This is a genomic window from Streptomyces zhihengii (assembly GCF_016919245.1).
Taxonomy (GTDB): Bacteria; Actinomycetota; Actinomycetes; order Streptomycetales; family Streptomycetaceae; genus Streptomyces; species Streptomyces zhihengii.
Map to the genome: position 1 here is coordinate 3909198 of NZ_JAFEJA010000001.1, position 25370 is coordinate 3934567.

At 73.9% G+C, this 25370-nt stretch carries 19 protein-coding genes; 6 read left to right on the plus strand and 13 right to left on the minus strand.

Annotated features, from left to right (window positions below; genetic code table 11):
- Positions 1-223: 223 nt before the first annotated feature.
- The 4 genes from JE024_RS16365 to JE024_RS16380 all read left to right on the plus strand — a co-directional run bounded on the left by JE024_RS16365 (position 224) and on the right by JE024_RS16380 (position 8791).
- Positions 224-5380 (plus strand): DNA repair ATPase, encoded by a 5157-nt coding sequence (locus JE024_RS16365; protein ID WP_205374292.1) that lies wholly within the window; start codon positions 224-226, stop codon positions 5378-5380.
- Positions 5381-5706: 326 nt separating this feature from the next.
- Positions 5707-5991: a DUF6191 domain-containing protein gene (locus tag JE024_RS16370; RefSeq protein WP_205374293.1), complete on the plus strand. Its 285-nt coding sequence runs from the start codon at positions 5707-5709 to the stop codon at positions 5989-5991.
- A gap of 91 nt (positions 5992-6082) precedes the next feature.
- A complete protein-coding gene (locus JE024_RS16375) occupies positions 6083-7942 on the plus strand; it encodes a S9 family peptidase (protein WP_205374294.1) in 1860 nt (619 codons plus the stop codon).
- A gap of 93 nt (positions 7943-8035) precedes the next feature.
- Positions 8036-8791, plus strand: a complete 756-nt coding sequence (locus JE024_RS16380; RefSeq protein ID WP_205374295.1) for an SURF1 family protein — start codon at positions 8036-8038, stop codon at positions 8789-8791.
- Between the two features lie 80 nt (positions 8792-8871).
- On the opposite strand, the gene JE024_RS16385 is transcribed toward JE024_RS16380, so the two are convergent.
- The 7 genes from JE024_RS16385 to JE024_RS16415 all read right to left on the minus strand — a co-directional run bounded on the left by JE024_RS16385 (position 8872) and on the right by JE024_RS16415 (position 15422).
- A complete protein-coding gene (locus tag JE024_RS16385) occupies positions 8872-10053 on the minus strand; it encodes a hypothetical protein (RefSeq protein ID WP_244882896.1) in 1182 nt (393 codons plus the stop codon).
- A gap of 71 nt (positions 10054-10124) precedes the next feature.
- Positions 10125-10700 (minus strand): SigE family RNA polymerase sigma factor, encoded by a 576-nt coding sequence (locus JE024_RS16390; protein WP_205376572.1) that lies wholly within the window; start codon positions 10698-10700, stop codon positions 10125-10127.
- Positions 10701-11116: 416 nt separating this feature from the next.
- Positions 11117-12193: an aspartate-semialdehyde dehydrogenase gene (locus JE024_RS16395; RefSeq protein WP_205374296.1), complete on the minus strand. Its 1077-nt coding sequence runs from the start codon at positions 12191-12193 to the stop codon at positions 11117-11119.
- A gap of 25 nt (positions 12194-12218) precedes the next feature.
- Positions 12219-13490 carry an aspartate kinase gene (locus JE024_RS16400; protein WP_205374297.1) on the minus strand — a complete coding sequence of 424 codons (1272 nt, stop codon included), beginning with the start codon at positions 13488-13490 and terminating at the stop codon, positions 12219-12221.
- A 230-nt stretch (positions 13491-13720) separates the two neighbouring features.
- The gene (locus tag JE024_RS16405; RefSeq protein WP_205374298.1) at positions 13721-14380 is read right to left on the minus strand and encodes a DUF5063 domain-containing protein; all 660 of its coding nucleotides are present in this window, start codon (positions 14378-14380) and stop codon (positions 13721-13723) included.
- The gene (gene recR, locus JE024_RS16410; RefSeq protein WP_205374299.1) at positions 14373-14972 is read right to left on the minus strand and encodes a recombination mediator RecR; all 600 of its coding nucleotides are present in this window, start codon (positions 14970-14972) and stop codon (positions 14373-14375) included. Before recR ends, JE024_RS16405 begins: the two co-directional genes overlap by 8 nt.
- A 114-nt stretch (positions 14973-15086) precedes the next feature.
- Positions 15087-15422 carry a YbaB/EbfC family nucleoid-associated protein gene (locus tag JE024_RS16415; protein ID WP_205374300.1) on the minus strand — a complete coding sequence of 112 codons (336 nt, stop codon included), beginning with the start codon at positions 15420-15422 and terminating at the stop codon, positions 15087-15089.
- Positions 15423-15745: 323 nt separating this feature from the next.
- Between JE024_RS16415 and JE024_RS16420 the strand changes: the two genes are divergently transcribed.
- The gene (locus JE024_RS16420; protein ID WP_205374301.1) at positions 15746-16495 is read left to right on the plus strand and encodes an SLATT domain-containing protein; all 750 of its coding nucleotides are present in this window, start codon (positions 15746-15748) and stop codon (positions 16493-16495) included.
- Between the two features lie 200 nt (positions 16496-16695).
- Here JE024_RS16420 and JE024_RS16425 read toward each other — a convergent pair whose 3' ends face one another.
- The 6 genes from JE024_RS16425 to JE024_RS16450 form a co-directional block, all read right to left on the minus strand.
- Positions 16696-17577 carry an SGNH/GDSL hydrolase family protein gene (locus JE024_RS16425; protein WP_205374302.1) on the minus strand — a complete coding sequence of 294 codons (882 nt, stop codon included), beginning with the start codon at positions 17575-17577 and terminating at the stop codon, positions 16696-16698.
- A gap of 342 nt (positions 17578-17919) precedes the next feature.
- A complete protein-coding gene (locus tag JE024_RS16430; protein ID WP_205374303.1) occupies positions 17920-19566 on the minus strand; it encodes an FG-GAP repeat domain-containing protein in 1647 nt (548 codons plus the stop codon).
- 154 nt (positions 19567-19720) lie between these two features.
- Positions 19721-20680, minus strand: a complete 960-nt coding sequence (locus JE024_RS16435) for a class I SAM-dependent methyltransferase (protein ID WP_205374304.1) — start codon at positions 20678-20680, stop codon at positions 19721-19723.
- A 160-nt stretch (positions 20681-20840) separates the two neighbouring features.
- Positions 20841-21491 (minus strand): putative DNA-mimic protein, encoded by a 651-nt coding sequence (locus JE024_RS16440; protein ID WP_205374305.1) that lies wholly within the window; start codon positions 21489-21491, stop codon positions 20841-20843.
- A gap of 150 nt (positions 21492-21641) precedes the next feature.
- The gene (locus JE024_RS16445; RefSeq protein WP_205374306.1) at positions 21642-24068 is read right to left on the minus strand and encodes a dolichyl-phosphate beta-glucosyltransferase; all 2427 of its coding nucleotides are present in this window, start codon (positions 24066-24068) and stop codon (positions 21642-21644) included.
- Positions 24065-24808, minus strand: coding sequence for a GntR family transcriptional regulator (locus JE024_RS16450; protein ID WP_205374307.1), 744 nt, complete (start codon positions 24806-24808; stop codon positions 24065-24067). Before JE024_RS16450 ends, JE024_RS16445 begins: the two co-directional genes overlap by 4 nt.
- 99 nt (positions 24809-24907) lie before the next feature.
- On the opposite strand from JE024_RS16450, the gene JE024_RS16455 reads away from it, so the two are divergent.
- Entirely contained in the window at positions 24908-25357 is a 450-nt protein-coding gene (locus tag JE024_RS16455; protein ID WP_205374308.1) for a hypothetical protein, read from the plus strand.
- The last annotated feature ends 13 nt before the right edge of the window (positions 25358-25370 follow it).

Genomic DNA, 25370 nt, shown 5'->3' on the forward strand with positions numbered 1-25370 from the left:
GCGGCCCGGAGCGGCACCCACCGGACCCACCGACCGGCCCGGAACGGCACCCACCGGACCCGCCAGCGGTCCGAGGAGACCCCGCCACCGGAACGCCACCAGACCGAGGCGACCCCGCCAGACCCGCCGCCGGACCGAGGCGCCACCGCCACCGAACCCGCCGGAGCAGCACCCTCCGCGGCAGCGGAACCCTTCGCAGGAACAGGAAGGCGAGCACACCCTGATGACCACGCCCCTCACCCGCCACACCGACCAGAACGGAGCCGCGCCGGCACAGGCCGTGCCGGAGCCGGCCGCTCCGGCGACTGCCGCGCCCGGCCGGCCCGCGGCCGACGCGCCCGAAGCCACACTCCCAGGGGCGCCGGGGGCGGCGCGTGCGGGCGGCTCCGCGGACCTCGCGCCGGGCGGGGCGGCGGACGGCGCGTCCGGCTCGTACGAGGTGCTGCGCGACCGGCTCGTGGCGCAGGCGGCCGAACTCCGCCGCCGTGCCGAGGCCCTGAACGCGCAGCGGATCGAGACCTTCGGCTCCCTGGAGCTGCGGCTCGCGGGCACGCAGGACCTCAGGACCGAACACGCCGCCACCGCCTGCGACATCGTCGCCGTCGGCGACGCGCTGCTGTTCGGCTACGACGCGTCCGGTGCCGCCCGCCCCGTCTCCGCCGTCGCGGACGTGCTCGCCCTCCACGACTCCGGCCTGGAGCGGCTGCCGGACGGCGCGGTGCCGGGTCTGCTCGACGACCCGCGCTTCCTGGACGAGTTCGAGGCGCTGCACCGCTACTACCGTGACGCCCGGCTGCGGCGGCTGCGCATGGTGGACGGGAAGCTGCTGGCCGTCTTCTCGGCCGGCGGGGCCGCCCGCGCGGAGGAGCGCGGCGGCGAGCGGGCGGTGGACATCCGGGTGCTGCGCTGGGCCGTGGAGACGGACGGCGCCGGCGGCGTCCGGGCCCGCTTCCTCGACGCCCGGGGCGAGCGCGACCACGTCCTGCCCCCGTCGCACGAGGTCGAGTGGACCGCCGCGACCCGTGACGACCACGTCCAGGGGCGCCACCCGCACATCGCCGTCGGCGGGGACGTCTTCGTGTCCACCGTGGGCGGCTCGCTCACCGTGAAGACGGTGGACGACACGGAGACCGGCGAGGGGATCTGGTCGGAGCCGGTCGCCGAACCGCTCCAGTCCCTCGCCGACGCCGAGGTCGAGTACGCCCGGATGGGGTCGCTGCTCCTGCTGCGCGTCCGTCCGTACAAGGAGGAGACCCACCGCCATCTCGTCCACTCCGCCGTCACCGGGACGGTCACCCGGCTCGACGGCATCGGGCAGGCCTGCCTGCGGCTGCCGGACGACCAGGGCATCGTGTTCCCCGGCGGCTACTGCCTCGCCGCGACCGGCACCGTGCGGACGTTCGACGTCGACGAGCGGCTGCTCGCCTCGCTCGCCTATGAGCGAACCGTCCACTCGCCGAACGGCGAGGACATCCTGTTCGCGTTCCGCTCGCGGACCGGCGCCGGCAGTCTGCTGCTGCCGTACAACGTGATCCGCACCGCCGTCGCCGCGCCGCTGACCGGCAGCGGCCACGCCCTCTTCGACGACGGCACGCTGCTCGTGCTGCGCTCCAGGGACGACGCGCCGGTCCGGGTGCACCCCGTGCAGCGCTGGGACTCCCCCTTCGTCACCGACACCTATGCGGCGCAGCGCCCGGCCGGCCGGGGGCCGCTGGCACGGATCGGGAACGCGGAGCTCGTGCGGGGCATCTCGGACTGCCTGTCGCTGGTCGGCGCGGTGACGGACACCGAGCCCTCGACCGCGGTCTTCGAGGCGCTGCTCGGCGCCTGCGCCCGCACCGCCGACGGCCACCACTGGCTGGGCGACGCCGACACCGGCGACCTGCGCACCCCCCTCGACGCGATCGGGGAGACGGCCCGCCAGGTGCTCGCCGAGTTCGAGACCGTCCGGGACCTCACCGACCGCGCCGCGCGGGCGCTGGAGGAGGCGACGGGCCGGATCGCCGCGCTGGTGCGCAGGCTGCGCGGCGAGGCGCCGCGCACGGCCGGCGGCTGGGTCGACGGGCTGACCGCCCTGCGGCGTGCGCAGGGTGAGCTGCTCGCCCTCAAGGAGATGCGGTACGCGGACGCCGGACGGATCGACGCGCTCACGGCGCGGACCGCGGACGACATCACCTCCTTCGCGACCCGCGCCATGGGCTTCCTGCGCCGCGAGGACGCCTTCGCCGACCACCGCGCGGAGATCGAGGCCCTGACCGCCGAGGCGCGGTCCGTCGCGACGGTCGCGGAGACCGCTCCGCTGAGCGGGCGGCTGGACGCCGTGGACGAGGGCCTGCGCACGGTCACCGACGTCGTCACCGGGCTGGAGTTCGGGGACGCGGTGGTGCGGACGGGGATCCTGGAGCGGATCGCGGAGGTGCTGGGCGGGGTGAACCGCGCCCGCGCCGTGCTCGGTGCCCGGCGGCGTGAGCTGCTGGGACGCGAGGGCCGCGCCGAGTTCGCCGCCGAGACCGCCCTGCTGGGGCAGGCCGTCGCGGGGGCGCTCGCGGCGGCCGCCGATCCCGAGTCGTGCGACGCGCAGCTCGCGGCGCTGCTGCTGCGCCTGGAGAACCTGGAGTCCCGGTTCGCCGAGTCGGACGACTTCCTCGCCGAACTGGGCGCGAAGCGGACCGAGGTGTACGAGGCGTTCGCCGCCCGGCGTCAGACGCTCCAGGACGCGCGGGCGCGCCGTGCGGAGCGGCTGGCGGCATCGGCGCTGCGCGTGCTGGACACGATCGGGCGCCGGATCGTCACGCTGGGCAGCGCGGAGGAGATCCACACCTGGTTCGCCTCCGACCCGATGGCCGCGAAGGTGCGGCGCACCGCGGACGAGCTGCGCGAACTGGGCGACGACGGGCGTGCGGAGGAGCTGGAGGGGCGGCTGAAGGCGGCCCGCCAGGAGGCGGCACGCGCGCTGCGCGACCGCACCGATCTGTACGCGGACGGCGGGTCGGTGATCCGTCTCGGCCGGCACCGGTTCACCGTCAACACCCAGCCGTTCGAGCTGACGCTCGTGCCGCAGGGGGACGGGCTCGCCTTCGCCCTGACCGGCACGGACTACCGCGCACCGGTCACGGACGACGCCGGGGACGGCTTCGCGGACGGCACCGGGAGCGGCTTCGCCGGGACGCGTGCGTACTGGGAGCAGACCCTCCCGTCGGAGAACGCGGCCGTCTACCGGGCCGAACACCTGGCCGGCCGGCTGCTGGAGGAGCACGGCGCGCGGGCCCTGGCGGACGCGGACCTCGCGGACCTGGTGCGCCGCGCGGCGCAGGACGCCTACGACGAGGGCTACGAGCGCGGTGTGCACGACCACGACGCGGCGGCGATCCTGGCCTCCGTGGTGCGGCTCCACGCCGGGGCCGGGCTGCTCCGTCACGCCCCGCGGGCCAGGGCGGCGGCCCAGGTCTTCTGGGCGCACGGCACCGACGAGGCGTCGCGGAGCGCCTGGACGCGGCGGGCCGTGGCCCTGGCGCGGGCGCGGGACACCTTCGGGCTCGCCCCCGCGATCGACGCCTTCCGCGCCGAACTGGCCGCGGCGATGGGGCCCGGCGGCGGCCCCGGCGCGGACTACCTCTTCGAGGAACTGACCTCCGGGCCCGAAGGGTTCGTCATCGGCGCCCGGGTGCGTGCGGCGCTGGAGGCGTTCCGCCGCACGGTGGAGGACGCGGGCTACGCGCAGGATGTGGAGGCGCTCGGCGACGACCTCGGCGCCCGCCGCCAGGTGATCGAGAACTGGCTGGCGGCCTGGGCGCAGGCCACGGACGCGGAGGCCGACGCGGAGGACCTGGCCGAGGCCGCGGCGGTGGAGCTCTGCCCCGGTCTGGTGCGCCATGGCTCGGACGCTCCGCTCACGGCACGGGTCGAGGGGCTGCTCGGGAACCATCCGCGTCTGGAGAAGGGTGTGCTGACGGTACGTCTGGACGAGTTCCTCGCCCGGACGCGGCACTTCCGGGAGACCGTCGCCCCCGGCTTCCGTGACTACCAGCAGCGCCGGACCGCACTGGCCGCCGCCGAGCGCGAGCGGCTGCGCGTCGACGAGCACCGGCCCCGCGTCATGTCGTCGTTCGTGCGCAACCGGCTCGTCGACGAGGTGTACCTGCCGCTGATCGGCGACAGCCTGGCCAAGCAGATGGGCACCGCAGGCGAGTCGCGGCGCACCGACAGCAACGGTCTGCTGCTTCTCCTCTCGCCCCCCGGATACGGCAAGACGACGCTGGTCGAGTACGTGGCCGACCGGCTCGGCCTCGCGCTGGTCCGGGTGAACGGACCGGCCCTCGGCCACGAGGTGACCTCGCTCGACCCGGCGCAGGCACCGAACGCGACGGCGCGCCAGGAGGTCGAGAAGATCAATTTCGCGTTGGAGGCCGGCAGCAACGTGCTGCTGTACCTCGACGACATCCAGCATGTCTCCCCCGAACTGCTGCAGAAGTTCATCTCGCTGTGCGACGCGCAGCGGCGCATGGAGGGCGTGTGGCGCGGGCGGGCCCGCACCTACGACCTGCGCGGCAAGCGCTTCGCCGTGTGCATGGCGGGCAACCCGTACACCGAGTCCGGGGAGCGCTTCCGCATCCCCGACATGCTCGCCAACCGTGCCGACGTGTGGGATCTGGGCGAGGTGCTCACCGGCAAGGAGGACGTGTTCGCCCTGAGCTTCGTGGAGAACGCGCTCACCTCCCATCCGGTGCTCGCACCGCTCGCCGGCCGCGACCGTGCGGACGTGGACCTGCTCGTACGGCTCGCCACCGGCGATCCGACCGCCCGCGCGGACCGGCTGGCGCACCCCTACCCGCCGGCCGAACTCGACCGGATACTCGCCGTGCTGCGGCATGTGGTCGCCGCCCGGCGCACCGTCCTCGCGGTGAACTCCGCGTACATCGCCTCCGCGGCGAGCGGCGACGCCACCCGGGGCGAGCCGCCGTTCCGGCTCCAGGGCTCGTACCGCAACATGAACCGGATCGTGGAGCGGATCAGCCCGGTGATGAACGACGCCGAACTCGACGCGCTCGTCGACGACCACTACACGGGCGAGGCCAGGACCCTGGCGAACGGCGCCGAGGCGGCGCTGCTCAGGCTGGCCGAACTGCGCTCGCGGCTCACCGGGGCGCAGGCGGCCCGCTGGTCGGAGATCAAGGCCGGGTACACCCGCGCGCAGGCGCTCGGCGGACCCGGCGGCGATCCCCTGACGAAGGCCGTCGCGGCGCTGGGCCTGCTCGCGGACCGGCTGACCGCCGTCGAGACGGCGATCACCAGGGCGGCTGATCCGCGGCGGCTCCTCGCCGCCCCGGGGCGGCCGGAGGCCGTTCCTCCGGCCGGGGCGCCGGTGGATCCCGCCGGGTGAAGCGGTGGGCGGTCACCGTCCGTTCGGCGGCGGCGTGCCACCAGGCGGGCGGTGACTGCGCGCCCGGCCGCGACTGGGGCTGGTCGGGATGGAGCCCGAGCGGCACCAGCGCCCCGGCCAGGACCTCCACGGAGAACCAGCCGCGCCACCGGCCGTCGGGCCCCGGCCCGCAGGCCAGTAGGTAGCGCACCTCGTCCGCCGCGAACGGCATCCAGTCGACGCCCCGCTCACGCAGTCAGGCGCGCAGCGCGGCGGCGGGGCCCGGGTGGCCCGGCAGGTTCTCGCGGGAGGTCACGCGGATCCACTCGGGTGTGGAGACTGACGGTATGGAATTCGCTGTCTTCATGACGCTCCCGGGTCTGGTGATCCTTCTGGTGGCGATCGCCTTCGGCGACCAGGTGCTGCGCGCGACGGGCCGCGGACGCCGGCGCGGGCAGTTGTCCGCGACCGGGTTCGAGCAGTTGCACGCGACGTTCTCGCCGGGCAAGCAGAGCGAGCTCAAGGAACGGCAGAGCGCCCTGCTGCTGCGCGACGACGAGGAGGACGGCGCCCCGCCGAACCGGTCCACGGTGGACCTGGGCAGCGGACGCGCGGTGATCCGTCTCCCCTGACCCTAGGGCACGTCCCGTCCCGGCCCCCGAGTTGTCCACAAGCGCGGGGTTATCCACAGGCAGGGGATGGAAGCGGCGGGTTTCCGGTTTGATGGAGGGCATGAACGCCGCAGACACCACACCCGGCATGCCCGGCATGCCCGACTGGGAGAAGCGCTTCCGGGCGCCCCGTGTCTCCCTCCCCGACTGGGCCGAGGACGCCCCGGACCGGGCCCTCTTCGTGTCCAACGCCACCGGCACGTACGAGCTGTACGCCTGGGACCGGGCCACCGGCTCCCAGCGCCAGGTCACGGACCGGCCGAACGGCACCACCGAGGGCGTCCTCGCGCCCGACGGCGAGGCCGTCTGGTGGTTCTCGGACACCGACGGGGACGAGTTCGGGATCTGGATGCGGCAGCCGTTCGCCGGCGGGGCCGACGTGCCCGCCGTCCCGGGCCTGGCCGCCTCCTACCCGGCCGGTCTCGCGATAGGGCGGGACGGCACCGCGGTCGTCGGCAGATCGACCGACGAGGACGGCACGACGATCCATGTCGTCCGCCCCGGGCAGGCCCCCGCGGAGGTCTACCGGCACCGGGAGTCCGCCGGCGTCGGGGACCTCTCCCACGACGGGACGCTGTTCGCGATCGAGCACACCGAGCACGGGGACGCGATGCACTCCGCGCTGCGCGTCCTGCGCCCGGACGGCTCGGTGGTGGCCGAGCTCGACGACACGGAGGGCGGCACGAAGGAGCTGGGCCTGGAGGTCCTCGGCTTCCCGCCGGTCGACGGGGACACCCGGCTCCTCGTCGGGCACCAGCGGCGCGGCCGCTGGGAGCCGATGATCTGGGACGTGGCGAGCGGCGAGGAGACCGCGCTCGCGGTGGACCTGCCCGGTGACGTGGGCGCCGAGTGGTACCCGGACGGCTCCGCGCTCCTGGTGGTCCACAGCTTCGAGGCACGCGGCGAGCTGTGGCACTACGACCTCGCCTCCCGGGAGCTGACGCGGATCGAGACCCCCGCCGGTTCGGTGTCGGACGCGACCGCGCGCCCCGACCACTCCATCGAGTACCTGTGGTCGTCCGCCGCCGAGCCGCCGCAGGTCCGCTCGACGCACGGCGGCGCCGTCCTCGACCCCCCGGGCATGAAGGCGCCCGCCTCCGTCCCCGTCGAGGACGTATGGGTGGAGGGCCCCGGCGGCCGGGTCCACGCCCTGGTGCAGCGGCCGGCGGGGGCGGACGGCCCGCTCCCGACGGTGTTCGAGATCCACGGCGGCCCGGCCTGGCACGACAGCGACTCCTTCACCGCCGGCCCCGCCGCCTGGGTGGACCACGGCTACGCGGTCGTGCGGGTCAACTACCGCGGCTCGACCGGGTACGGGCGCGAGTGGACGGACGCCCTCAAGCACCGTGTGGGCCTGATCGAGCTGGAGGACATCGCCGCGGTACGGGAGTGGGCGGTCGCCTCCGGTCTCGCCGACCCGGCGCGCCTGGTGCTGGCGGGCGGCTCCTGGGGCGGCTATCTGACGCTGCTCGGGCTCGGTGTCCAGCCGGACGCCTGGGCGCTCGGCCTGGCCGCCGTGCCGGTCGCCGACTACGTCACCGCCTACCACGACGAGATGGAGGCCCTGAAGGCCCTGGACCGCACGCTCCTGGGCGGAACCCCGGAGGAGGTGCCCGAGCGTTTCGCGGCGTCCTCCCCGCTCACCTACGTCGACGCGGTCCGCGCCCCCGTCTACATCTCCGCCGGGGTCAACGACCCGAGATGCCCGATCCGCCAGGTCGAGAACTACGTCGACCGTCTGGTGGCCCGCGGCGCCGTCCACGAGGTGTACCGGTACGACGCGGGCCACGGCTCGCTCGTGGTGGAGGAGCGCATCAAGCAGGTGCGAATGGAGATCGCCTTCGCGGAACGGCACCTGGCGGGCGCCGGCATACGCCCGGAGGCGGACGCCCAGCCGGCCGGCGCCGCGTAACGGCTGCCGTCCTCCACGGCGCGGAGCGGACCGGGGCCCGTCCTTGCGGGCCCCGGGACACGGCCCGCCGGGCGCGTTCCGTACCGTGGAGGGGTGTACCGATTCCTGCTGACGCCCCGCTGGTGGGGGATCAACGTCTTCGTCCTGCTGGCGATCCCGTTCTGCGTGTTCATGGGGTCGTGGCAGCTGGGCAGGTTCGAGGACCGGGTCGACAGTCACCGGGAGGCGGAACAGCGCCCCGGCGCCGAGGAGCAGGCGGCGGCGCCGCTCGGTGAGCTGCTGCCGGTGGACAAGGAGACGTCGGGCCGGCAGGCCACGGCATCCGGCCGCTACGGCGAGCAGTTCATCGTCCCCGAGCGCCGGCTGGACGGGAAGCCCGGGTCGTACGTGCTGACCCTCCTGCGGACGGAGAGCGGCAAGACGCTCCCCGTGGTCCGCGGCTGGCTCCCCCAGGGCGGCACCGCGCCGGCGGTCCCCGCGGGCGCGGTGACGGTCACGGGGGCGCTCCAGGCGTCGGAGACGCCCGGCACCGACGGCGCCCACACCGCCGGAGGTCTGCCCGCCGGACAGCTCGGGATCATCAGCGCCGCCTCGCTGGTGAACCTCGTGCCCGACGACATGTACGACGCGTGGGTCACCCTCACGAAGGCGGACAGCGGGCTGACGGCGGTCCCGGCGTCGGCCCCGCAGAACAGCGGTCTGGATCTGAAGGCGTTCCAGAATCTCGGCTACACCGGAGAGTGGTTCGTCTTCGCCGGGTTCGTGCTGTTCATGTGGTTCCGCCTGGTGCGGCGCGAGGCGGAGGCGGTACGGGACCGGGAGCTCGGGCTCACCCCCGACATGTCCTGACCTCGCGGGGCGGTCCACCACCCCCGACATGTCCTGACCTCGCGGGGCGGTCGACCACCCGCCCCGCGCTGCGGCCGGGCCTACGCGCCCGGGAGGATGCCGGTGCGGTAGACGATGCCGGAGCAGGCGTTGCCGATGGTCGTCTGGGCGCTCGGGGCGCCCGCGTCGGCCGTGTGGGACACGGCCACGCTGCCGTCCTTGACCCCGCCCTCGGTGAGCATCTGCGTCTGGACCCCGTCCGTGGTGCCGGTACCGGTGTCGGTGCCGCCGCTGGTGCCCGTACCGGCGGTGCCGCCACCGCTGCCGCCCCCGCTTCCGGTGCCGCCGTCGGTGGGCGTCGGGTCCGGGGAGGCGCCCGTGGTGGGACAGGTGTCCGAGGGAATCCAGGCGAACTTCACCTCGTACGCCGAGGACGGCGTCAGCACGAGGCTGGCGACCGCCGCCGAGGGGTCGGGCAGACCGCCCGCCGGGTCGCCCGAGGTGTGGCCGACCACGCTGATGCGGGCCGCGTCGGCGGCCCCCAGCGCGGTGACGCCGACCGAGCCGGCGCCCGTCACCAGGCAGTCGGAGGAGGAGACGTTGGCGATGCGGAAGGTGCCGTAGACCTTGCCCTCGGCGTCGGGCACGTTCGTCCCGGCGGAGGCGACACCGAGCTGGGAGGGGGTGCAGGCCGCCGGCTGGGCACCCGCGGCGCCCGGTGTCTCGGGCTCGCCCGAGGTGCCGTCCGCGGCGCCCTCGGCGGAGCCGTCGCCCGGGGAGACGCTCGCGGCGTCCTCCCCCGTGGACCCCGGTCCGCCGCCGGCCGGGGGGTTCAGCGGGTCGCGGTCGCCGCCGGTGGCGCCCGGCTCGTTGCCGGCCCCGCCCTGGGCCTGCTGGCCGTGTCCGGCGTTGACCGGGTTGGCGCTGTCGCCCGAGCCGGAGCTCGCGACATGCACGAAGGCGGGCACCGCGGTGCCGACCAGCAGGACGGCGGCAGCGGCGCCGACCAGCGCCTGCCGCTTGCGGGCCCGCCGTGCGGGGACGGCGCGGCGCAGGTGGTCGAGCGCGCCCTCCGAGGGCGTGAGGTCCTCGACCACGCCCTGGAGCATCCGGCGCAGGGCCTCCTCGTCGCCCGCGAGCCCCGGCAGCGCCGTCAGGTCCGCGTCCCGCGGCGCGGGGGCGCCGGAGGTATCCGGAGCGGTGTCCGCGCCGGTGCCTTCGAGGTCACCCGGGGTGCTGTCCTTGCCGAGGCCGCCCGGCTCGCGTTCCGGCCCGTTTCCCACTGTTCCGTTCCCCGTCGAATCGTTCGGTGACCCTTCCGGCCCGTGCCGGTCGGGCCCGCGTCCGTGGCCGCTCATACCGTGGCCTCCATCGCGACGCGCAGTGCGGCAATGCCCCGCGAACCGTACGCCTTCACCGAGCCGAGCGATATGCCCAGCGTCTCGGCCACCTGGGCCTCGGTCATGTCGGCGAAGTACCGCAGGACCAGGACCTCGCGCTGCCGCCGCTGGAGGCCGCGCATCGCCTTGATCAGCGCGTCACGCTCCAACTGGTCGTAGGCGCCCTCCTCGGCGCTCGCCATGTCGGGCATCGGCTTGGAGAGCAGCTTGAGGCCGAGGATCCGCCGCCGCAGGGCCGACCTGGAGAGGTTGACCACCGTCTGGCGGAGGTAGGCGAGGGTCTTCTCCGGCTCCCGTACGCGGCTGCGCGCGGAGTGGACCCGGATGAACGCCTCCTGGACCACGTCCTCGCAGGAGGCGGTGTCGTCCAGGAGGAGGGCGGCGAGACCGAGCAGCGACCGGTAGTGGGCGCGGTAGGTCTCGGTGAGGTGGTCGACGGTGGTGCCGGCTGCCATGACGTCGTCAGTGCCCTGCCGCTGTGCGGGCAGCCGCGTGGTCCGTGACGCGGGGACGGGTGCGATCACCGGCATGCCGCCGGACGGGCGGGGTCTGCGGATCGGGCGCACAGCGCCGCCGATCGGGACCACCCTTGCGATGTCGAGAACCTCTGCCACGCCTGTTGGACACGCTTCCCCCCGTCAGGGTTGTACGCGTACGCCACCGCTTTTGGCGGTCCGCCCCATGCCGTCATGCGCACCCGATCTTCCCCAATGCCCCAATGTCACCGCACCGCAGCGAGGCGTCCGCAGAGACGCGTCCCGCCCAACTGCCGGTTGCAACAAGGAGGGAAGCGAATAATCGAACACGCTGACGCCCCAGTTCAAGTGGTTCAGACCATCGTTTCGATCACAGGGCGTCCACAGATCCTACAAAGTCCCGCGGACACCCCGCCCCGGAATAAGGACGGTTGCGGGCGGGCACCCCGGAACGGCGGCCCGGCCGGGTGTCAGCAGCCGAGCTCGGCCGCGACCGTCTCCGCGATCTGGACCGAGTTCAGCGCCGCGCCCTTGAGCAGGTTGTCGCCGCAGAGGAAGAGGTCGAGGGCGGTGGCGTCGTCCGGGGCGCGCCGCACCCGTCCGACCCAGGTGGGATCGGTGCCCACCACGTCCGCGGGCGTGGGGAAGTCGCCCGCCTCCGGATCGTCGCAGAGCACGACCCCCGGGGCGGTCGCGAGGATCTCGTGGGCGCGTGCCACGGTGACCTCGCGCTCGAAGCGCGCGTGGACGGCCAGGGAGTGGGCCGTCAGCACGGGGACGCGCACACAGGTCGCCGACACCTTGAGCCCGGGCAGGCCGAGGATCTTGCGGGTCTCGGAGCGCAGCCCCAGTTCCTCCGACGACCAGCCGCCGTCGAGCGGCGTGCCGGTCCACGGGACGACGTTGAGGGCGAGCGGGGCCTCGAACGGCCCGAGGCCGTCCCCGACGGCCCGGCGCACGTCCCCGGGCGCCACGCCCAGTTCGGTGCCGGCGACGAGGGAGAGCTGGGCGCGCAGCGCGCCGACCGCGTCCCGGCCGGCCCCGCTGGCCGCCTGGTACGAGGAGACCACCAGTTCGCGCAGCCCGAACTCCGCGTGCAGGGCGCCCACGGCGGGCACCAGCGTCAGCGTGGTGTCGTGGGGGCTCGCGACGATGCCGCGCGGCCGCAGCCGCACGGTGTGCGGATTGATCTCGGGGACGGTCAGCGGCACCTCGGGATCCGCCCGGAAGGCCGGGGAGCTGTCCACGACCACGGCGCCACGGGTGACGGCGAGGGGCGCCCAGCGTGCGGAGACCTCGGCCGGCACCAGGAACAGCGCCACGTCGACGCCGTCGAAGACGTCCTCGCCGAGCGCCAGGACCTCGCACTCCTCCCCGCGCACGGCCAGTTTGCGGCCGGCCGAGCGGGGGGAGGCGACGAGTCGGATCTCGCCCCAGACGTCGGCGTGCTGCGACAGGAGCCGGAGCATCACCGCGCCGACGGCCCCGGTCGCTCCCACGACCGCGAGCGTCGGCTTGGACGTCCCCCGCGCGGGGCGCACGCTCATCGCCGCACGCCTCCGCGCCGGAGGGTCATCGCCCGGTGCCGCCGTAGACGACCGCCTCGTCGGAGTCGGAGTCGAGGCCGAACGCGGTGTGCACGGCGCGCACCGCCTCGTTGACGTCGTCGGCCCGGGTGACCACGGAGATACGGATCTCGGAGGTGGAGATCAGCTCGATGTTCACGCCGGCGTCGGAGAGCGCCTCGAAGAAGGACGCCGTCACACCCGGGTTGGTCTTCATGCCCGCGCCGACCAGGGAGATCTTGCCGATCTGGTCGTCGTAGCGCAGCGAGTCGAAGCCGATGGCCGCCTTCTGCTTCTCCAGGGCGGACATCGCCTTGGCGCCGTCCGTCTTGGGCAGCGTGAAGGAGATGTCGGTCAGGGCGGTGGTGGCCGCCGAGACGTTCTGCACGACCATGTCGATGTTGATCTCGGCATCGGCGATGGTGCGGAAGATGGCCGCGGCCTCGCCCGGCTTGTCCGGCACGCCGACGACCGTGACCTTGGCCTCGGAGACGTCGTGGGCGACTCCGGAGATGATGGCGTGCTCCACCTTCTGATCCCCTCGCGGTTCGTTGCTGACCCATGTGCCCTGGAGCCCCGAGAACGAGGACCGGACGTGGATCGGGATGTTGTAACGGCGTGCGTACTCGACGCACCGGTGCAGCAGCACCTTGGAGCCGGACGCGGCGAGCTCCAGCATGTCCTCGGAGGAGATCCAGTCGATCTTCTTCGCCTTCTTCACGACCCGGGGGTCGGCGGTGAAGACGCCGTCGACGTCGGTGTAGATCTCGCAGACCTCGGCGTCCAGCGCCGCCGCCAGCGCGACGGCGGTCGTGTCCGACCCGCCGCGGCCGAGCGTGGTGATGTCCTTCTTGTCCTGGGACACACCCTGGAAGCCGGCGACGATGGCGATGTTGCCCTCGTCGAGCGCCGTACGGATCCGGCCCGGCGTCACATCGATGATGCGCGCTTTGTTGTGCACCGAGTCGGTGATGACGCCTGCCTGGCTGCCGGTGAACGACTGGGCCTCGTGGCCCAGGTTTTTGATCGCCATGGCCAGCAGGGCCATGGAGATCCGCTCTCCTGCGGTCAGCAGCATGTCGAACTCACGCCCGGCAGGGATCGGGGATACCTGCTCGGCGAGATCGATCAGCTCATCCGTCGTGTCGCCCATCGCCGAAACCACGACGACCACCTGGTGGCCGTTCTTCTTGGCATCGACGATTCGCTTGGCGACACGCTTGATGCCCTCGGCATCGGCGACGGAGGAGCCTCCGTACTTCTGCACGACAAGGCCCACGTGCGCTCCTCGCTCGGTCTTCTGCAGTCAACGACTGCGGTCGGCTCAGTCTATCGAGCAGCCCGGAATCGCCCGTTCTTTGTCACATGGTGAGATGTCCCGCTCACGACGTGATCCCGGACGATCCCTGGGCTGCCCGCAGGAGGCCACTGCCCAGGGCCCCGGGAGCTACGCGGGAATGTGCGCCACATCACCCGCGGGCGGACCGCCGCGGGACCGGTGGACGGGGCTCAGCGGGCCCTGCGCAGCCCCAGCGGGCCGGCGATCTCCTCGACCATGACCTTGCCGGCCTCCTCGGCCAGCACGTCGTCGGTGAGGTCCTCGTCGGTGTCGAGGCCGTCCAGCTCGGCGAGCGGCTGGTCCAGGCGCACATGGGCGACGAGCGACTGGAGCGCGCGCAGCGTCGCGGAGGCGGTCGGGCCCCAGTTGGAGAAGTACGAGAACTGCCACCACCAGAGCGCCTCGGTGGTCCGGCCGGCCCGGTAGTGGGCGAGTCCGTGGCGCAGGTCGGTGACGATGTCGGCGAGGCTGTCGGAGATCCGCGACGGCACCGGGGCCTTGCGCGGCTCGTAGGGGTCGAAGACCTCGGAGAACACGTCGATCGGGTCGAGCAGCACGGCGAAGCGCTCGCGCAGGTCGTCGACGTCGACGTCCGGGCCCGTGTCCGGCTCGTAGCGCTCGTCGGGGACGATGTCCTCGTGCGCGCCGAGGCGGCCGCCGGTCAGCAGGAGCTGGGAGACCTCCAGCAGCAGGAACGGCACCGCGCTGTCCGGCTCGTCGCCCTTGGCGACCTCGGTGGTCGCCACGATGAAGGACTCGATCGAGTCGGCGATCTGGACGGCGAAATCGTCCGGATCCTGGCCGACGGCGTGCAGCATGGCGTCAGACATCGAGCAGTCGTCTCCCCTCGAAGGCACGCCCGAGGGTGACCTCGTCGGCGTATTCCAAGTCTCCCCCGACGGGGAGACCGCTGGCCAGCCGCGTGACGGTGAGTCCCATCGGCTTCACCATGCGTGCGAGGTACGTGGCGGTCGCCTCGCCCTCAAGATTGGGGTCCGTGGCCAGGATGAGCTCGGTCACCGCGCCGTCCGCGAGGCGGGCCAGCAGCTCACGGATGCGCAGGTCGTCGGGGCCGACGCCCTCGATGGGGCTGATGGCTCCGCCGAGGACGTGGTACCGGCCGCGGAACTCACGCGTCCGCTCGATCGCCACGACGTCCTTGGGCTCCTCCACGACACAGATGACGGCCCGGTCGCGGCGGGGGTCCCGGCAGATGTTGCACTGCTCCTGCTGGGCCACGTTCCCGCAGACCTCGCAGAAGCGGACCTTGTCCTTCACCTCGAGCAGCGCGTGCGCGAGACGGCGGACGTCCGTGGGCTCGGCCTGGAGGATGTGGAAGGCGATCCGCTGCGCGCTCTTGGGACCGACGCCGGGCAGCCTGCCCAGTTCGTCGATGAGGTCCTGAACCACGCCTTCGTACAACGGAACGCCTTTCCTTGCGTGCTTGGGGACAACGGTAGTTGGTGGAGGTTGCGCTTAGAAGACACCCGACCGGGTCCTCGGTGACGGCCGCGCCGCACGGCGCGGCCGCCGGGGTCAGAACGGCAGGCCGGGCATGCCGCCGAGACCCTGCGCGAGCGGGCCGAGCTTGTCCTGCTGGAGCTGCTGGGCGTTCTCGTTCGCGGCCTGCACGGCGGCGACGACGAGGTCGGCGAGGGTCTCCGTGTCCTCCGGGTCCACGGCCTCGGGCGAGATGACGAGCCCGCGCAGTTCGCCGGAGCCGTTGACGGTGGCCTTCACCAGGCCGCCGCCCGCCTGCCCCTCGACCTCGGTCTGCGCCAGTTCCTCCTGGGCACGGGCGAGGTCCTGCTGCATCTTCTGGGCCTGCTGGAGCAACTGCTGCATGTTGGGCTGCCCACCACCGGGAATCACGGCCACTCCTGTCGCTACGTCCGTCCGCTGCTTCGGTACGGCCGAGCCTACGTGGTGCCGGGGCACGGTGCCCAAGGCGGCCGCGGCCAACTCTTTCGGGTGAGAGGCACCCGTCGCGAGCAGGCTCCTCTACCTGATCAAGACCCCCGTGCGGGCGGAAATACCGGGATCCACGGCGCAGGGCCCTCCATTCGGCGGTATGAAGGGGGCGTGCGAGGCGAGTGCGGATCAGAACGCACGCGCGCCTCGTCCATCACACGGTGTAACGTCACCACCTTTTGAGGACATATTCCGTCAGCCCGCACAGGTAGAGGAGCGCACCGGTGAGCCAGCCGGAGATGCAGCCCGGGGGGTCGGCCCGGGAGGAGGGCGGCAAGCTGCCGCTCGGTGACCTGACGGGGCGGGCGTTCCCGCTGGGCGACTGGGGTGAGCCGGCGGCCCGGCTCGACGAGCTCTACCGCTGGGTGGAGAGCGACGCGCTGCGGACCGCGGACTGGTACCTCTCGGACCGCACCCGCAAGCGCCGCTACGCCCGGCTGCTGCGCCTGGGCACCGCGACGGGTCTGGTGGCCGGGGCGGGCCTGCCGCTGCTCGACCTCGCCGGCGCGGTCGCCTCCGGCGCGCCCTGGGGCTACCTGGCGCTGCTGGTCGCCGCCGCCTGCGTGGCCTGCGACCGCCACTTCGGGCTGACGGCCGGCTGGATGCGGGACGTGGCCACCGCGCAGGCCGTCCAGCGCAGGCTCCAGGCGCTCCAGTTCGACTGGGCGTCCGAGAGCGTACGGGAGGTGCTCGGCCCCACCGAGGGCACGGCGGCGGAGGCCGCGGAGCGCTGCCTCGGGGTGCTGCGCAGGTTCTCGGAGGACGTCGCGGACCTGGTGCGCACGGAGACGGCGGACTGGATGAGCGACTTCAGGGTCCGGGGGCCGGCGCCGCTGTCGCTGTCACCGCTGCCCCAGCGCCCGGACGCGGGTGCGCAGGGCCAGTCGGCCGGGGTCATCCAGGGGCGCTTCCCGCTGCCGCCGGCCACCCGCCCGAACATGCCGCGCCAGCGGCCCCCGGAGCCGCCCCGCTGACCCGCCGCCCGCCCCGGCGTGCCGCGCGAGCGGCGGGGAAGCCGGGACGGGCCCCGGGCCCGGCGACCGGGGACGGAGCGGGCCGGGACCGGTGGTCGCGGGCCGGACGGGCCGCCGGCCCAGGCCGCGGCGGGACGGGCCGGACGGGCCGATCGGAGGCCGGAATCGGACCGATCGGTGGCCGCGGGCGGGACGGGCCGTCAGCGGAGGCCGAGCACCGCCGCCGTGCGGTCCGCCATGGCGGCCTCGCCGGCCGCGTTGGGGTGGACGGGCACGATGTTGGTGCCGAACAGCAGCGGCTCGATCCAGCGGGTGCCCGCCGGGCTGCAGGCGTCGTGGCCCTCGGAGGCCGCCGCCATGTCGACGAACGTCGCGCCGGTCTCGTCCGCGGCCCGCTCGACGGCCCTGTTCAGGTCGGCCTGCATCTGCCGCAGATAGGGGACGTCGCCCTTGGCGATCGGCAGTTTGAGGAAGCAGCCCGGGACGCTCTGCGCCGGCACGATCCACGGGTAGCCGAGGATCGCCACCTCCGCCTTCGGCGACCGGGCCCTGATCTCGTTCAGGGCCGCCTTGAGCGCCGGGTACGTCTTCTGCGCGATGTCGTCGGAGAAACTGCTGCCGTAGGTGTCCTTGCAGGGGCTGCCGAAGCCGGCCGTGAGCACCCCCAGCCCGCCGCAGGCGACGATGGCGCTGATGAAGGTGTTGTTGTCGTTGCCGCCGATGGTCAGCGTGACGAGGTCGGTGTCGGCGCGCAGGGCGTCGAACTGCGGGGGCACGCCCGGGTACTGGGCCGTGGTGAAGTGCTCGGTCTTCGCGCCGCCGCAGGTGACGTCGGTGAAGTCGGCGCCCGTCCGGTCGGCGAGCAGGTTGGGGTAGTTCTTCGTCGTACGGGCGCACAGCAGCGAGGCGGACGGGTCCAGCGGCAGGACGCCGGAACCGGCGCTGTAGCTGTCGCCGAGGGCGACGTAGTCCAGCGGGTCGGGCGCGGCCTGGGCGGGGGCGGCGGCGCCGAGGCCGACGGCGGCGATCGCGGCGGCGGCGACGGCGGCCGAGAGGGCGCGGTGGGTGGCACGGAACGGCATGGGGGGACGCTCCTTCAGGTGACAGGTGCGGCGGCTGGGGGCATGCTCCGGTGCCCGGGGCAGCGGACCGCGGAGCCACGGCCCGTCCCCCAGGGCGCGTTCACCCGATCGGTCCGGGAAGCGTATGCGCGCCGGGGCCGCCCGGCTTCTGTGACGGAGCCCCAACTCCCGCCGCGGATTTCGTGCGCCGTCACGGTCGCCCCGGCGGCCACCTGTGCTGGGCCGGGCACGACGGCGGCCCCGGACCCGTCACGGTCGCCCCGGCGGCCACCTGTGCTGGGCCCGGCACGACGGCGGCCCCGGACGGGGGGTCCGGGGCCGCGGAGATGTCCTGACGTGGCGTCAGTGGATGTAGGCGTACTTCTGCCAGCCCGAGGTCACCTTCGCCTTGGCGGTGAAGGTCCTGGTGCCGCCCAGGCCGGTCGCCGCGTACCGGTAGACGTCGCCCGCGGCGTTGACGCCGATCAGGTCGGCCCGGCCGTCGCCGGTCATGTCCCCGGGCGAGGCGAGGTGGGTGTAGGTGCTCCAGCCGCCGCCGATCAGGACCGGGGTGCCGAACGGCTTGGTCGCCGAGCCGGTGCCCGGGTACAGGTACAGCTCGCCGTCCCGGGTCCGGGCGATCAGGTCGGGGCGGCCGTCGCCGCTGTGGTCGCCGCCGCTGACGAGCTGGTCGTAGACCTGCCAGCCGCCGCCGACGCGCACCCGGGTGTCGAGCCAGTTCTCGTAGGTGAGCCGGTCGCTCTTGTGCAGGTGGAGGGAGCCCTGGAAGTCACGGCCCACCACGTCGCCCTTGCCGTCACCGGTGAGGTCGCCGGGACCGACGAGGAACTCGTAGGAGTTCCACTCGTCGCCCTCGCCGAGCCAGCCGAGGCCGTCGGCGAAGGCGTAGCCCGGCCCGATCTCGACGAGGTCGGCCTCGCCCCGCTCGTCCAGGGCGGAGCTCAGGGTGCCCTGGAAGTAGCCCTTCTCGTTGGTGCCCCGGAGCTGGGGGGCGGCGATGGTGCCGTTGGAGAGCACCCGCCGCTTCTCGATGCGGTTCGCGTCGTCGAACGTCACCAGTTCGTGCTTGCCGTAGGCGGGGACGCCGCCGGCGCCCGCGTACAGCAGGACGTCCTGCCCGCCGGTGCCGACCGCCTGGCGGGCGCCGAACTTGCCGCCGCCGGTGGCGAGGTAGCGGTAGAGGGTGCCGTCCGGGGTGCGCGCGAGCAGGTCGGCGCGGCCGTCGGCGTTCAGGTCGTCGGCGGCGACGAGCTGGTTGAACATCTGGTAGCCGTAGCCGACCTTGACGCGCGCCTTGAAGGGCGCGCCGGTCGCGGAGCCGGTGCCCTGGTAGAAGTACAGGTCGCCCGAGACGGTCCGGGCGAGGATGTCGCCGACGCGGTCGCCGTCGAGGTCCCCGGTGCCCACGAGCTGGTCGTACGCCTGCCAGCCGCCGCCGACCTCGGCACGGGCGCCGAAGAGGCCCGAACCGCCGTTGCTGCGGTAGAGGTTGAGCGTGCCCGCGGGCGTGCGGCCCAGCAGGTCCGGCCGGCCGTCGCCGGTGACGTCGCCCGGCGACAGGATCTTGTTGAACATCTGCCAGCTCGGACCGACGGGGTACGCGTGGGTGGTGCCGCCGGTGCCGGACGCCTCGTAGACGGCCAGGTTGCCGTTGGACCACAGGACGGCGAGGTCCGGGGCGGAGGTGCCCTGGATGTCGCCGAGCGGCACGATGTCCTTCGGCTTGTCGGCGCCGTCGGCGGTGCCGACCGTGAACGGCCGGGTCGTGCCGTCGGCGCTGAGGGTGATGGTGGTCGTGCCGTCCGCGCGCTGGGCGATGCGGTCGGTGACGCCGTCGCCGTCGACGTCGTAGCGCGGGGCGGCGGGCGCCGCGGGGGCGGCGGCGGCCGGGCCCGCCGCCTGGGAGCCCACCAGCGCGGTGGCCACGACACCGGCGACGACCGAGGTGGCCACGACGGCGCGCAGCCGGGACGTACGTGAACGGATCAAGGAACCCTCCCCAGAAGCACGGCTCCGCGCGTCAGTCGCGCGCGGACCGCGGACGCCGGCCCCTTTGCGCAGGTCCCCACCCGGTCCGGGCCGTGTCCGAAAACAGCCGGAGCTTAGCAAGCAGGAGAGGAGTCACGCGCTCCGATTCCGCGGGTCAGCGGCGGCGGCCGGGGACCAGGGCGCGCGCGACGATCGGCGGCAGGACCTCCCGCGCCACACGCCGTGCGAGCGAGGGGCGGCGGGGCGGGGCGGGAGCCGCGGCCGGTTCCGCGGGAGCGGCCGCCGGGGACGGTTCGGGGGCGGGCCCGGGCTCCGGTGCGGGGAGGGGCTCGTGGCGGGAGACGGGGTGCTCCGGCGTGCCCGTCGAGCGGTCGGCCTTGACCCGGATCAGCGGACGCCCGGCGACCTCCTCCACGCCGTGCCACAGGTCCGTGCGCCCGGCGAGCCACTCCAGCAGTTCCTCGCGCACCGGGTCCGGGTCACCCCAGGTGCCGTACAGCTTGGTGCCGGTGATCACGACGGGCCGCAGCCCGGTCGTCGGGACCGCGCCCCACACGGCGGCCGCGACGCCGGGACAGTGCTCGGCCCGGAAGTCGTCGAAGGCCACGATGCCGTCGGGGACGAGCAGGGTGCGCGCCGCCTCGATGTCGCCGTGCACGTGCTCGTAGAGGTGGGAGGCGTCGACGTGCACGAAGCGGCAGCTCGCGGGCGCGACCCGGGAGGTGATCACCGAGGTGGGGGCCTGCACCAGGGTGGGCAGGGCGTCGTGGAAGGAGAGGTAGTTGGCCTCGAAGGCGCGGCGGGTCAGGGTCGCGTAGGAGCGGTCCATCTCGGCGCTGTTGGAGTCGTCGGGCGCCGGGGAGTCCCACAGGTCGCAGACGGTGAAGGACTCCCCCTCGCGAAGGTAGCCGCCCAGGAAGACGGCGCTCTTGCCGAGGTACGCCCCGAGCTCCAGCAGGTCGCCCTTCAGGTCCTCGGCCTCCTGGCGCCGCAGGAACCAGTCGAAGAGGAGCTGGTCCGCGGGCCAGAACCAGCCCTTGACGTCGTCGAACCGCTCCGGCCTGGGAAGTTCTTCCGTGGCCACCGCCTGGGCGGGGGTGTTCGTCTGTGACATGCACCGGTCCTACCGGCCCGAGGTGTCGCCCGGCGGTCGGCGGTCTTACGCGACGGCGGCGTTCCGCGGAACCACGGGAGCCGGGCCCGGCGCGCGGCCCCCGCGGGGCGTCGCGCGCCGGGGCGCGTGCGCCGCGGGAGCCGCGGACGGCGGCCGGGTGTCAGCTGAAGATGATCATCGAGCCCTGGCCCAGGCTGCGCGTGGCCGCCGCGTGCAGTCCGAGCCACACGTGCCGCTCGCGCGCGAACGGGCTCTCGTCGTAGGGGATCGGACCGGCCGGCTCCTCCAGGGCGGTGGGGCCGTCCGGGGGCCGCGGGGCGGCCGGCGGGTTCGCGGGGTCGATGCCGATCGCCGGGGCCACGTACTCCAGTTCGCGCAGCAGGCCCTGGGTGGAGCCGAGCGGGCCGCCGCCCTCCAGCAGTTCGTCGTTGAACAGGGGCGCGGCGAAGTCCACCGGCACGTAGGCGCCGGCGTGGTCGTAGTGCCAGACCAGGTGGGACTGCTGCGCGGTCGACTCGAACATCTCCAGCAACTGCTCGTAGTCGCCGCCCAGTTCGTCCACCGGTGTGACGGCGAGTCCGCACAGTTGCAGCAGGTAGGCGCGGCGCAGGAAGTGCAGCGCGTCGTAGTCGAACCCGGCGACCGGCGCGACGTCGCCGGAGAGGCCCGGCATGTAGGCGAAGACGGGCACGGTCGGCAGGCCGGCTCCGGTCAGGGCCTTGTCGTAGGAGGCGATCTCTTCGGCGAACGGGTTGTCGGGGCTGTGGCACAGCACGTCGACAAGGGGGACCAGCCACAGGTCACAGGCCAAGGGAAGGCTCGCTCTCAGCGGTTCGGGCGGTTCGGTCGGCGGCGCCGTTCGGATCGGGGCTCGCGGGACGTGGGTTCGGGCGCCGGCGGGGCGCGCGGACGGTGGACGGGACAGCGTAGTACCGGGGGAACCCGGGGCGAAGGGCGCCCGTCACCGCGCGCCGCCCCGCTCCCCCACGTCCCATACCCATACCCCGGCCACGCGTTCTCCCGGCGTGCCGAGCAGTTTCGTGACCGTCTCGTGCAGCGGGCCGTCGTTGTACTGCGGGGCGAGCACCACCGCGCCGGCCCGCCAGGCGGCGAGGTCGGCGCGTGCCTGGGCCTGCCAGCCGGGGCCGAGTTCGGGGACGTGGCCGGTGTTGCGGACCTCGCCGAGGAGGTTGGAGGTGTGGCGCGGGGTGGCCCCGTAGATGCCGATGCGGTCGGGCCCCCACGGGCCGTTGAAGTAGCCCCCGGCGACCCGGAAGCCGAGCCCGGTGGAGGACTGCCAGTACAGCGCCTCCGCGCTGCCCGGGTCGGGCAGCGGCACGGTGACGAGCGACTCGCCCTCGGCGAGGTAGTCGCGGTAGACACCCTGGGCGATGAAGTCGGGGACGGGGCCCCGCTCCCGCACCGGGTACGGCGTCGGCAGCACCGGCACCAGCGCGGCGGCCAGCACGACCAGGCCGGCCGCCCTCGTCCGGCGCCGCGGCACGGCGGCGAGCCGGTCGGCGGCGAGGGCGAGCAGCATGCCGATGACCGGGGCGCAGATCATCGCCACCCGGGACTCGATGACGGACTCGAACAGCGGCTGGTGGGCCAGCGCCCGCCACGGCCCGGTGAGCACGACGTCGGTGTGGGGGATGCGGAATTTCGGCCCGAGCGAGAGCAGGGCGGCGGCGATCCCGGTGGCGGCCAGCGCCCTGACCAGGGCGGACCGCCACAGGGCGATCACGACCGCGCAGGCCAGGGCGAGCACCGTCCAGCCGAAGAAGGCGTTCTGCTCGGTCCGGTTCATGGCCAGCGGGTCGGCACCGGCGTCGGTGCCGAGCAGCGCGCGGCCGGAGAACTGGAGGAACGCCAGCGGGCTGTTGCCCGCGTTGTCGCCGTGCAGCACGCTCGTGTAGCTCTGCGGCCCGAAGAACTGCCAGCCCAGCGGGAACACCACCAGCGGCAGGCAGACCATCAGCGCGGTGCCGATGCCGCGCAGCAGCGGCCGCCAGGCGGCCCGGGCCACGTCGCGGCGGACGAGCGCGTAGGCGAGGGAGAACAGCAGCATGCCCATGGCGGCGAGCAGCAGCGGCTCCTCGCCGAGGAAGATCTGGTACGTCGCGAAGAGGCCGAGCACCACCCCGTCGCGGGTCGTCCGGCGGCCCTCGCAGAGCCGCAGCGCCCGGTCGACGATCAGGGGGATCATGAACAGCACGAGGAAGTTGGGGTGCGCGTTGCCGTGCGAGATCATCGGCGGCGCGAAGGCGGCGAAGGCGGCGCCCAGCGCGGCCGCGGCCCTGTTGCGGACCAGCCGGCGGGCGATCAGCCAGTACCAGGCGGTGGCCGTCGCCGCGAGGCCGAGCGTGAGGACCAGGGCCCAGGTGACGGTGGGTCCCAGCAGCAGGGTCACCGGCGCGAACGGGACGGACAGGCCCAGCATGGCCGTGTTGGCCATCAGGTTCACGCCGTCCGGATTGTTCTGGAGGGTGGTGAACAGCGGATTGCGCAGATGCACGACGTTGTCGGCGGTGACGGCGAAGAACCACTCCCACTGGTTCTGGTCCTGTCCGGCGTCGCGCAGGTATCCGTGGCCGAGATCGGCCCACAGGTCCTTGTAGAGCAGCACCGAGGCCAGCAGGAAGAGTCCGGCGACGGCCAGGTCGGCCCGGCGCACGGCCCGGGCCCGCAGCCGCAGCAGTTCCAGCAGCACCCGCCCGTAGTCGCCGGGGCGGACCTTGGAGCCGGGCATGTGCGACCAGCGCACCGGGACCTCGGCGACCTCCCACCCGGCCCGGCGGAAGTGGCGCAGGATCTCGACGTCGATGGCCCAGCCGTCGAGCCGGGAGTCGGCGAAGGCGGCACGCGCCCGGTCGCCGTCGAAGAGCTTGAACCCGCACTGGGTGTCGCGGATGCCGGAGACCGCCACCAGGCGTATCAGCCGGTTGCCCGAGCGGCCGAGCCATTCGCGCAGCCGCCGCTGGTGGACCTCTATCCGGGCGTCGGGGTGGGCCCGGGAGCCGATCGCGGCGTCCGCGCCGGTCGCCGTCAGCTCGGCGTCCAGCCGGTCGAGTTCCTCGACCGGGGTCGCCAGGTCGGCGTCGGTGAACAGCACCCGCCGCCCGTACGAGGCGAGGACACCGGTGCGCAGGGCGTGGCCCTTGCCGCGGTTGGTCCCGTCCGACAGCACATGGATACGGGGCTCCTCGGCGGCCGCCTCCCGGGCGATCTTCGCGGTGCCGTCGGTGGAGCCGTCGTCGACGACGATCAGCTCCCAGGTGCCCCAGCGCTCCGGATCGGCCCGCAGATGGGCGCAGATCGCGTCGAGCGTCGGGCGCAGCCGTATCTCCTCGTTGTACGCCGGGACGACGACAGTCAGATCCACACTCACCGCTCCTGATGCTCCTGGCCGGGCCGCCCCCGCCGCTCCCGCCGCTCCAGGCGGTCGGCCCAGGCCAGTTCATGGGTGTTGCAGGCGACGATCTCGTCGCGCACGCCCTGGGCGTCGCCGCGGGTGACGGCGTCCACGATCTTCTCGTGGCCGCTCCACAGCCAGGGGGACGGGTCGGGGTCGGACCGCAGACGGGGCACGGCGAACACCCATGCCTGCACGCGCAGCCGGTGCAGGAAGTCGGAGACGTAGCGGTTGGCGACGGCCGAGGACAGCTCCCGCCAGAAGCGGAGGTCGTAGCCGATCAGGATGTCCAGGTCACCGGCGCGCGCCGCGCGCGCGGCCTCCTCGGCCCGGCGGCGTACGGAGACCAGGGTCTGCACGTCGAACGGTCCCGGGCCGCCGTCCTCGCGGCGGCCGGACCGCTCGTAGTGGTGGAAGACGCCGTCCACGACGAGGGCACGCGCCTCGACCATCATCCGGTAGTCGGTGACGGTGAACTCGTGCACCTTGAACCCGCGGTGCTGGTCGGAGTCGAGCAGGCCCTGGGCGGAGAGGTCGACGAGCGCCTCGCGCACGGGGGTCGCGGAGACGCCGTACTGGTCGGCGATCTGGCGGACCGTGAACTCCTGCCCGGGGCTCAGCCGTCCCGCGAGCACCTCGTCGCGCAGCGCGTCCGCGATCTGCTGTCGCAGGGTGCTGCGGGTGACGGCGGTGCCGCCGCTGCCGTTGCCGGGCATCCTGGCGTTCTCCTTCTGCTTCGGTCCCGGACACGATAGGCCAGGGACCGGCGCTTTCGACCTGGAGCGTACGGTCCTGACGGGGAAGGAGATACGTACGTGACCGATGTGTTCGAGCCGTCGAGCGGCGACGGCCCGGCGGTGGACGCCCCCGGGCGGGCGGCGGAGGTCCGCACCGCCTTCGAGGGCCTGCTCCAGATCCGCCGCCTCTCCCATGCCGGGGCTCCGGACCCGGAGGCCCTCCCCGCGCCCTGGGAGACCCACCGGATGGCGCGGGCGGTGGCGCTCGCCCTGGAGGCGGCCGGGGTCCCGCCGTCGGCGGCGGCGCCGGACGGCACCCGCACGGCGACGGGCTACCGGGTGGGCGACGGGGAACGGCCCCGGACCGTGCGGGTCGAGTGGCTCGGTCCGCACGGCAGCGGCGCGGCCCACGAGGAGGACGGCCGCCTCAAGGAATGCGCCGCGGTGCTGACCCGGCTCGGCTGGGAGCCGCTGCTGTACCGGGGGCCCCGGGGCCGCCGGTTCCTGGAGGTGGAGCCGGGGGCCTGAGGCGGAACCGGGG

Bases quoted from the DNA above. Each gene is read 5' to 3' on its own strand.
- JE024_RS16370 (WP_205374293.1), top strand. From the start codon at position 5,707: ATGGAATTCGCTGTCTTCATGACGCTCCCGGGTCTGGTGATCCTTCTG.
- JE024_RS16375 (WP_205374294.1), top strand. From the start codon at position 6,083: ATGGAGGGCATGAACGCCGCAGACACCACACCCGGCATGCCCGGCATG.
- JE024_RS16425 (WP_205374302.1), bottom strand. From the start codon at position 17,577: ATGCCGTTCCGTGCCACCCACCGCGCCCTCTCGGCCGCCGTCGCCGCC.
- JE024_RS16365 (WP_205374292.1), top strand. From the start codon at position 224: ATGACCACGCCCCTCACCCGCCACACCGACCAGAACGGAGCCGCGCCG.
- JE024_RS16450 (WP_205374307.1), bottom strand. From the start codon at position 24,808: ATGCCCGGCAACGGCAGCGGCGGCACCGCCGTCACCCGCAGCACCCTG.
- JE024_RS16395 (WP_205374296.1), bottom strand. From the start codon at position 12,193: ATGAGCGTGCGCCCCGCGCGGGGGACGTCCAAGCCGACGCTCGCGGTC.
- JE024_RS16390 (WP_205376572.1), bottom strand. From the start codon at position 10,700: ATGCCGGTGATCGCACCCGTCCCCGCGTCACGGACCACGCGGCTGCCC.
- JE024_RS16405 (WP_205374298.1), bottom strand. From the start codon at position 14,380: ATGTCTGACGCCATGCTGCACGCCGTCGGCCAGGATCCGGACGATTTC.
- JE024_RS16435 (WP_205374304.1), bottom strand. From the start codon at position 20,680: ATGTCACAGACGAACACCCCCGCCCAGGCGGTGGCCACGGAAGAACTT.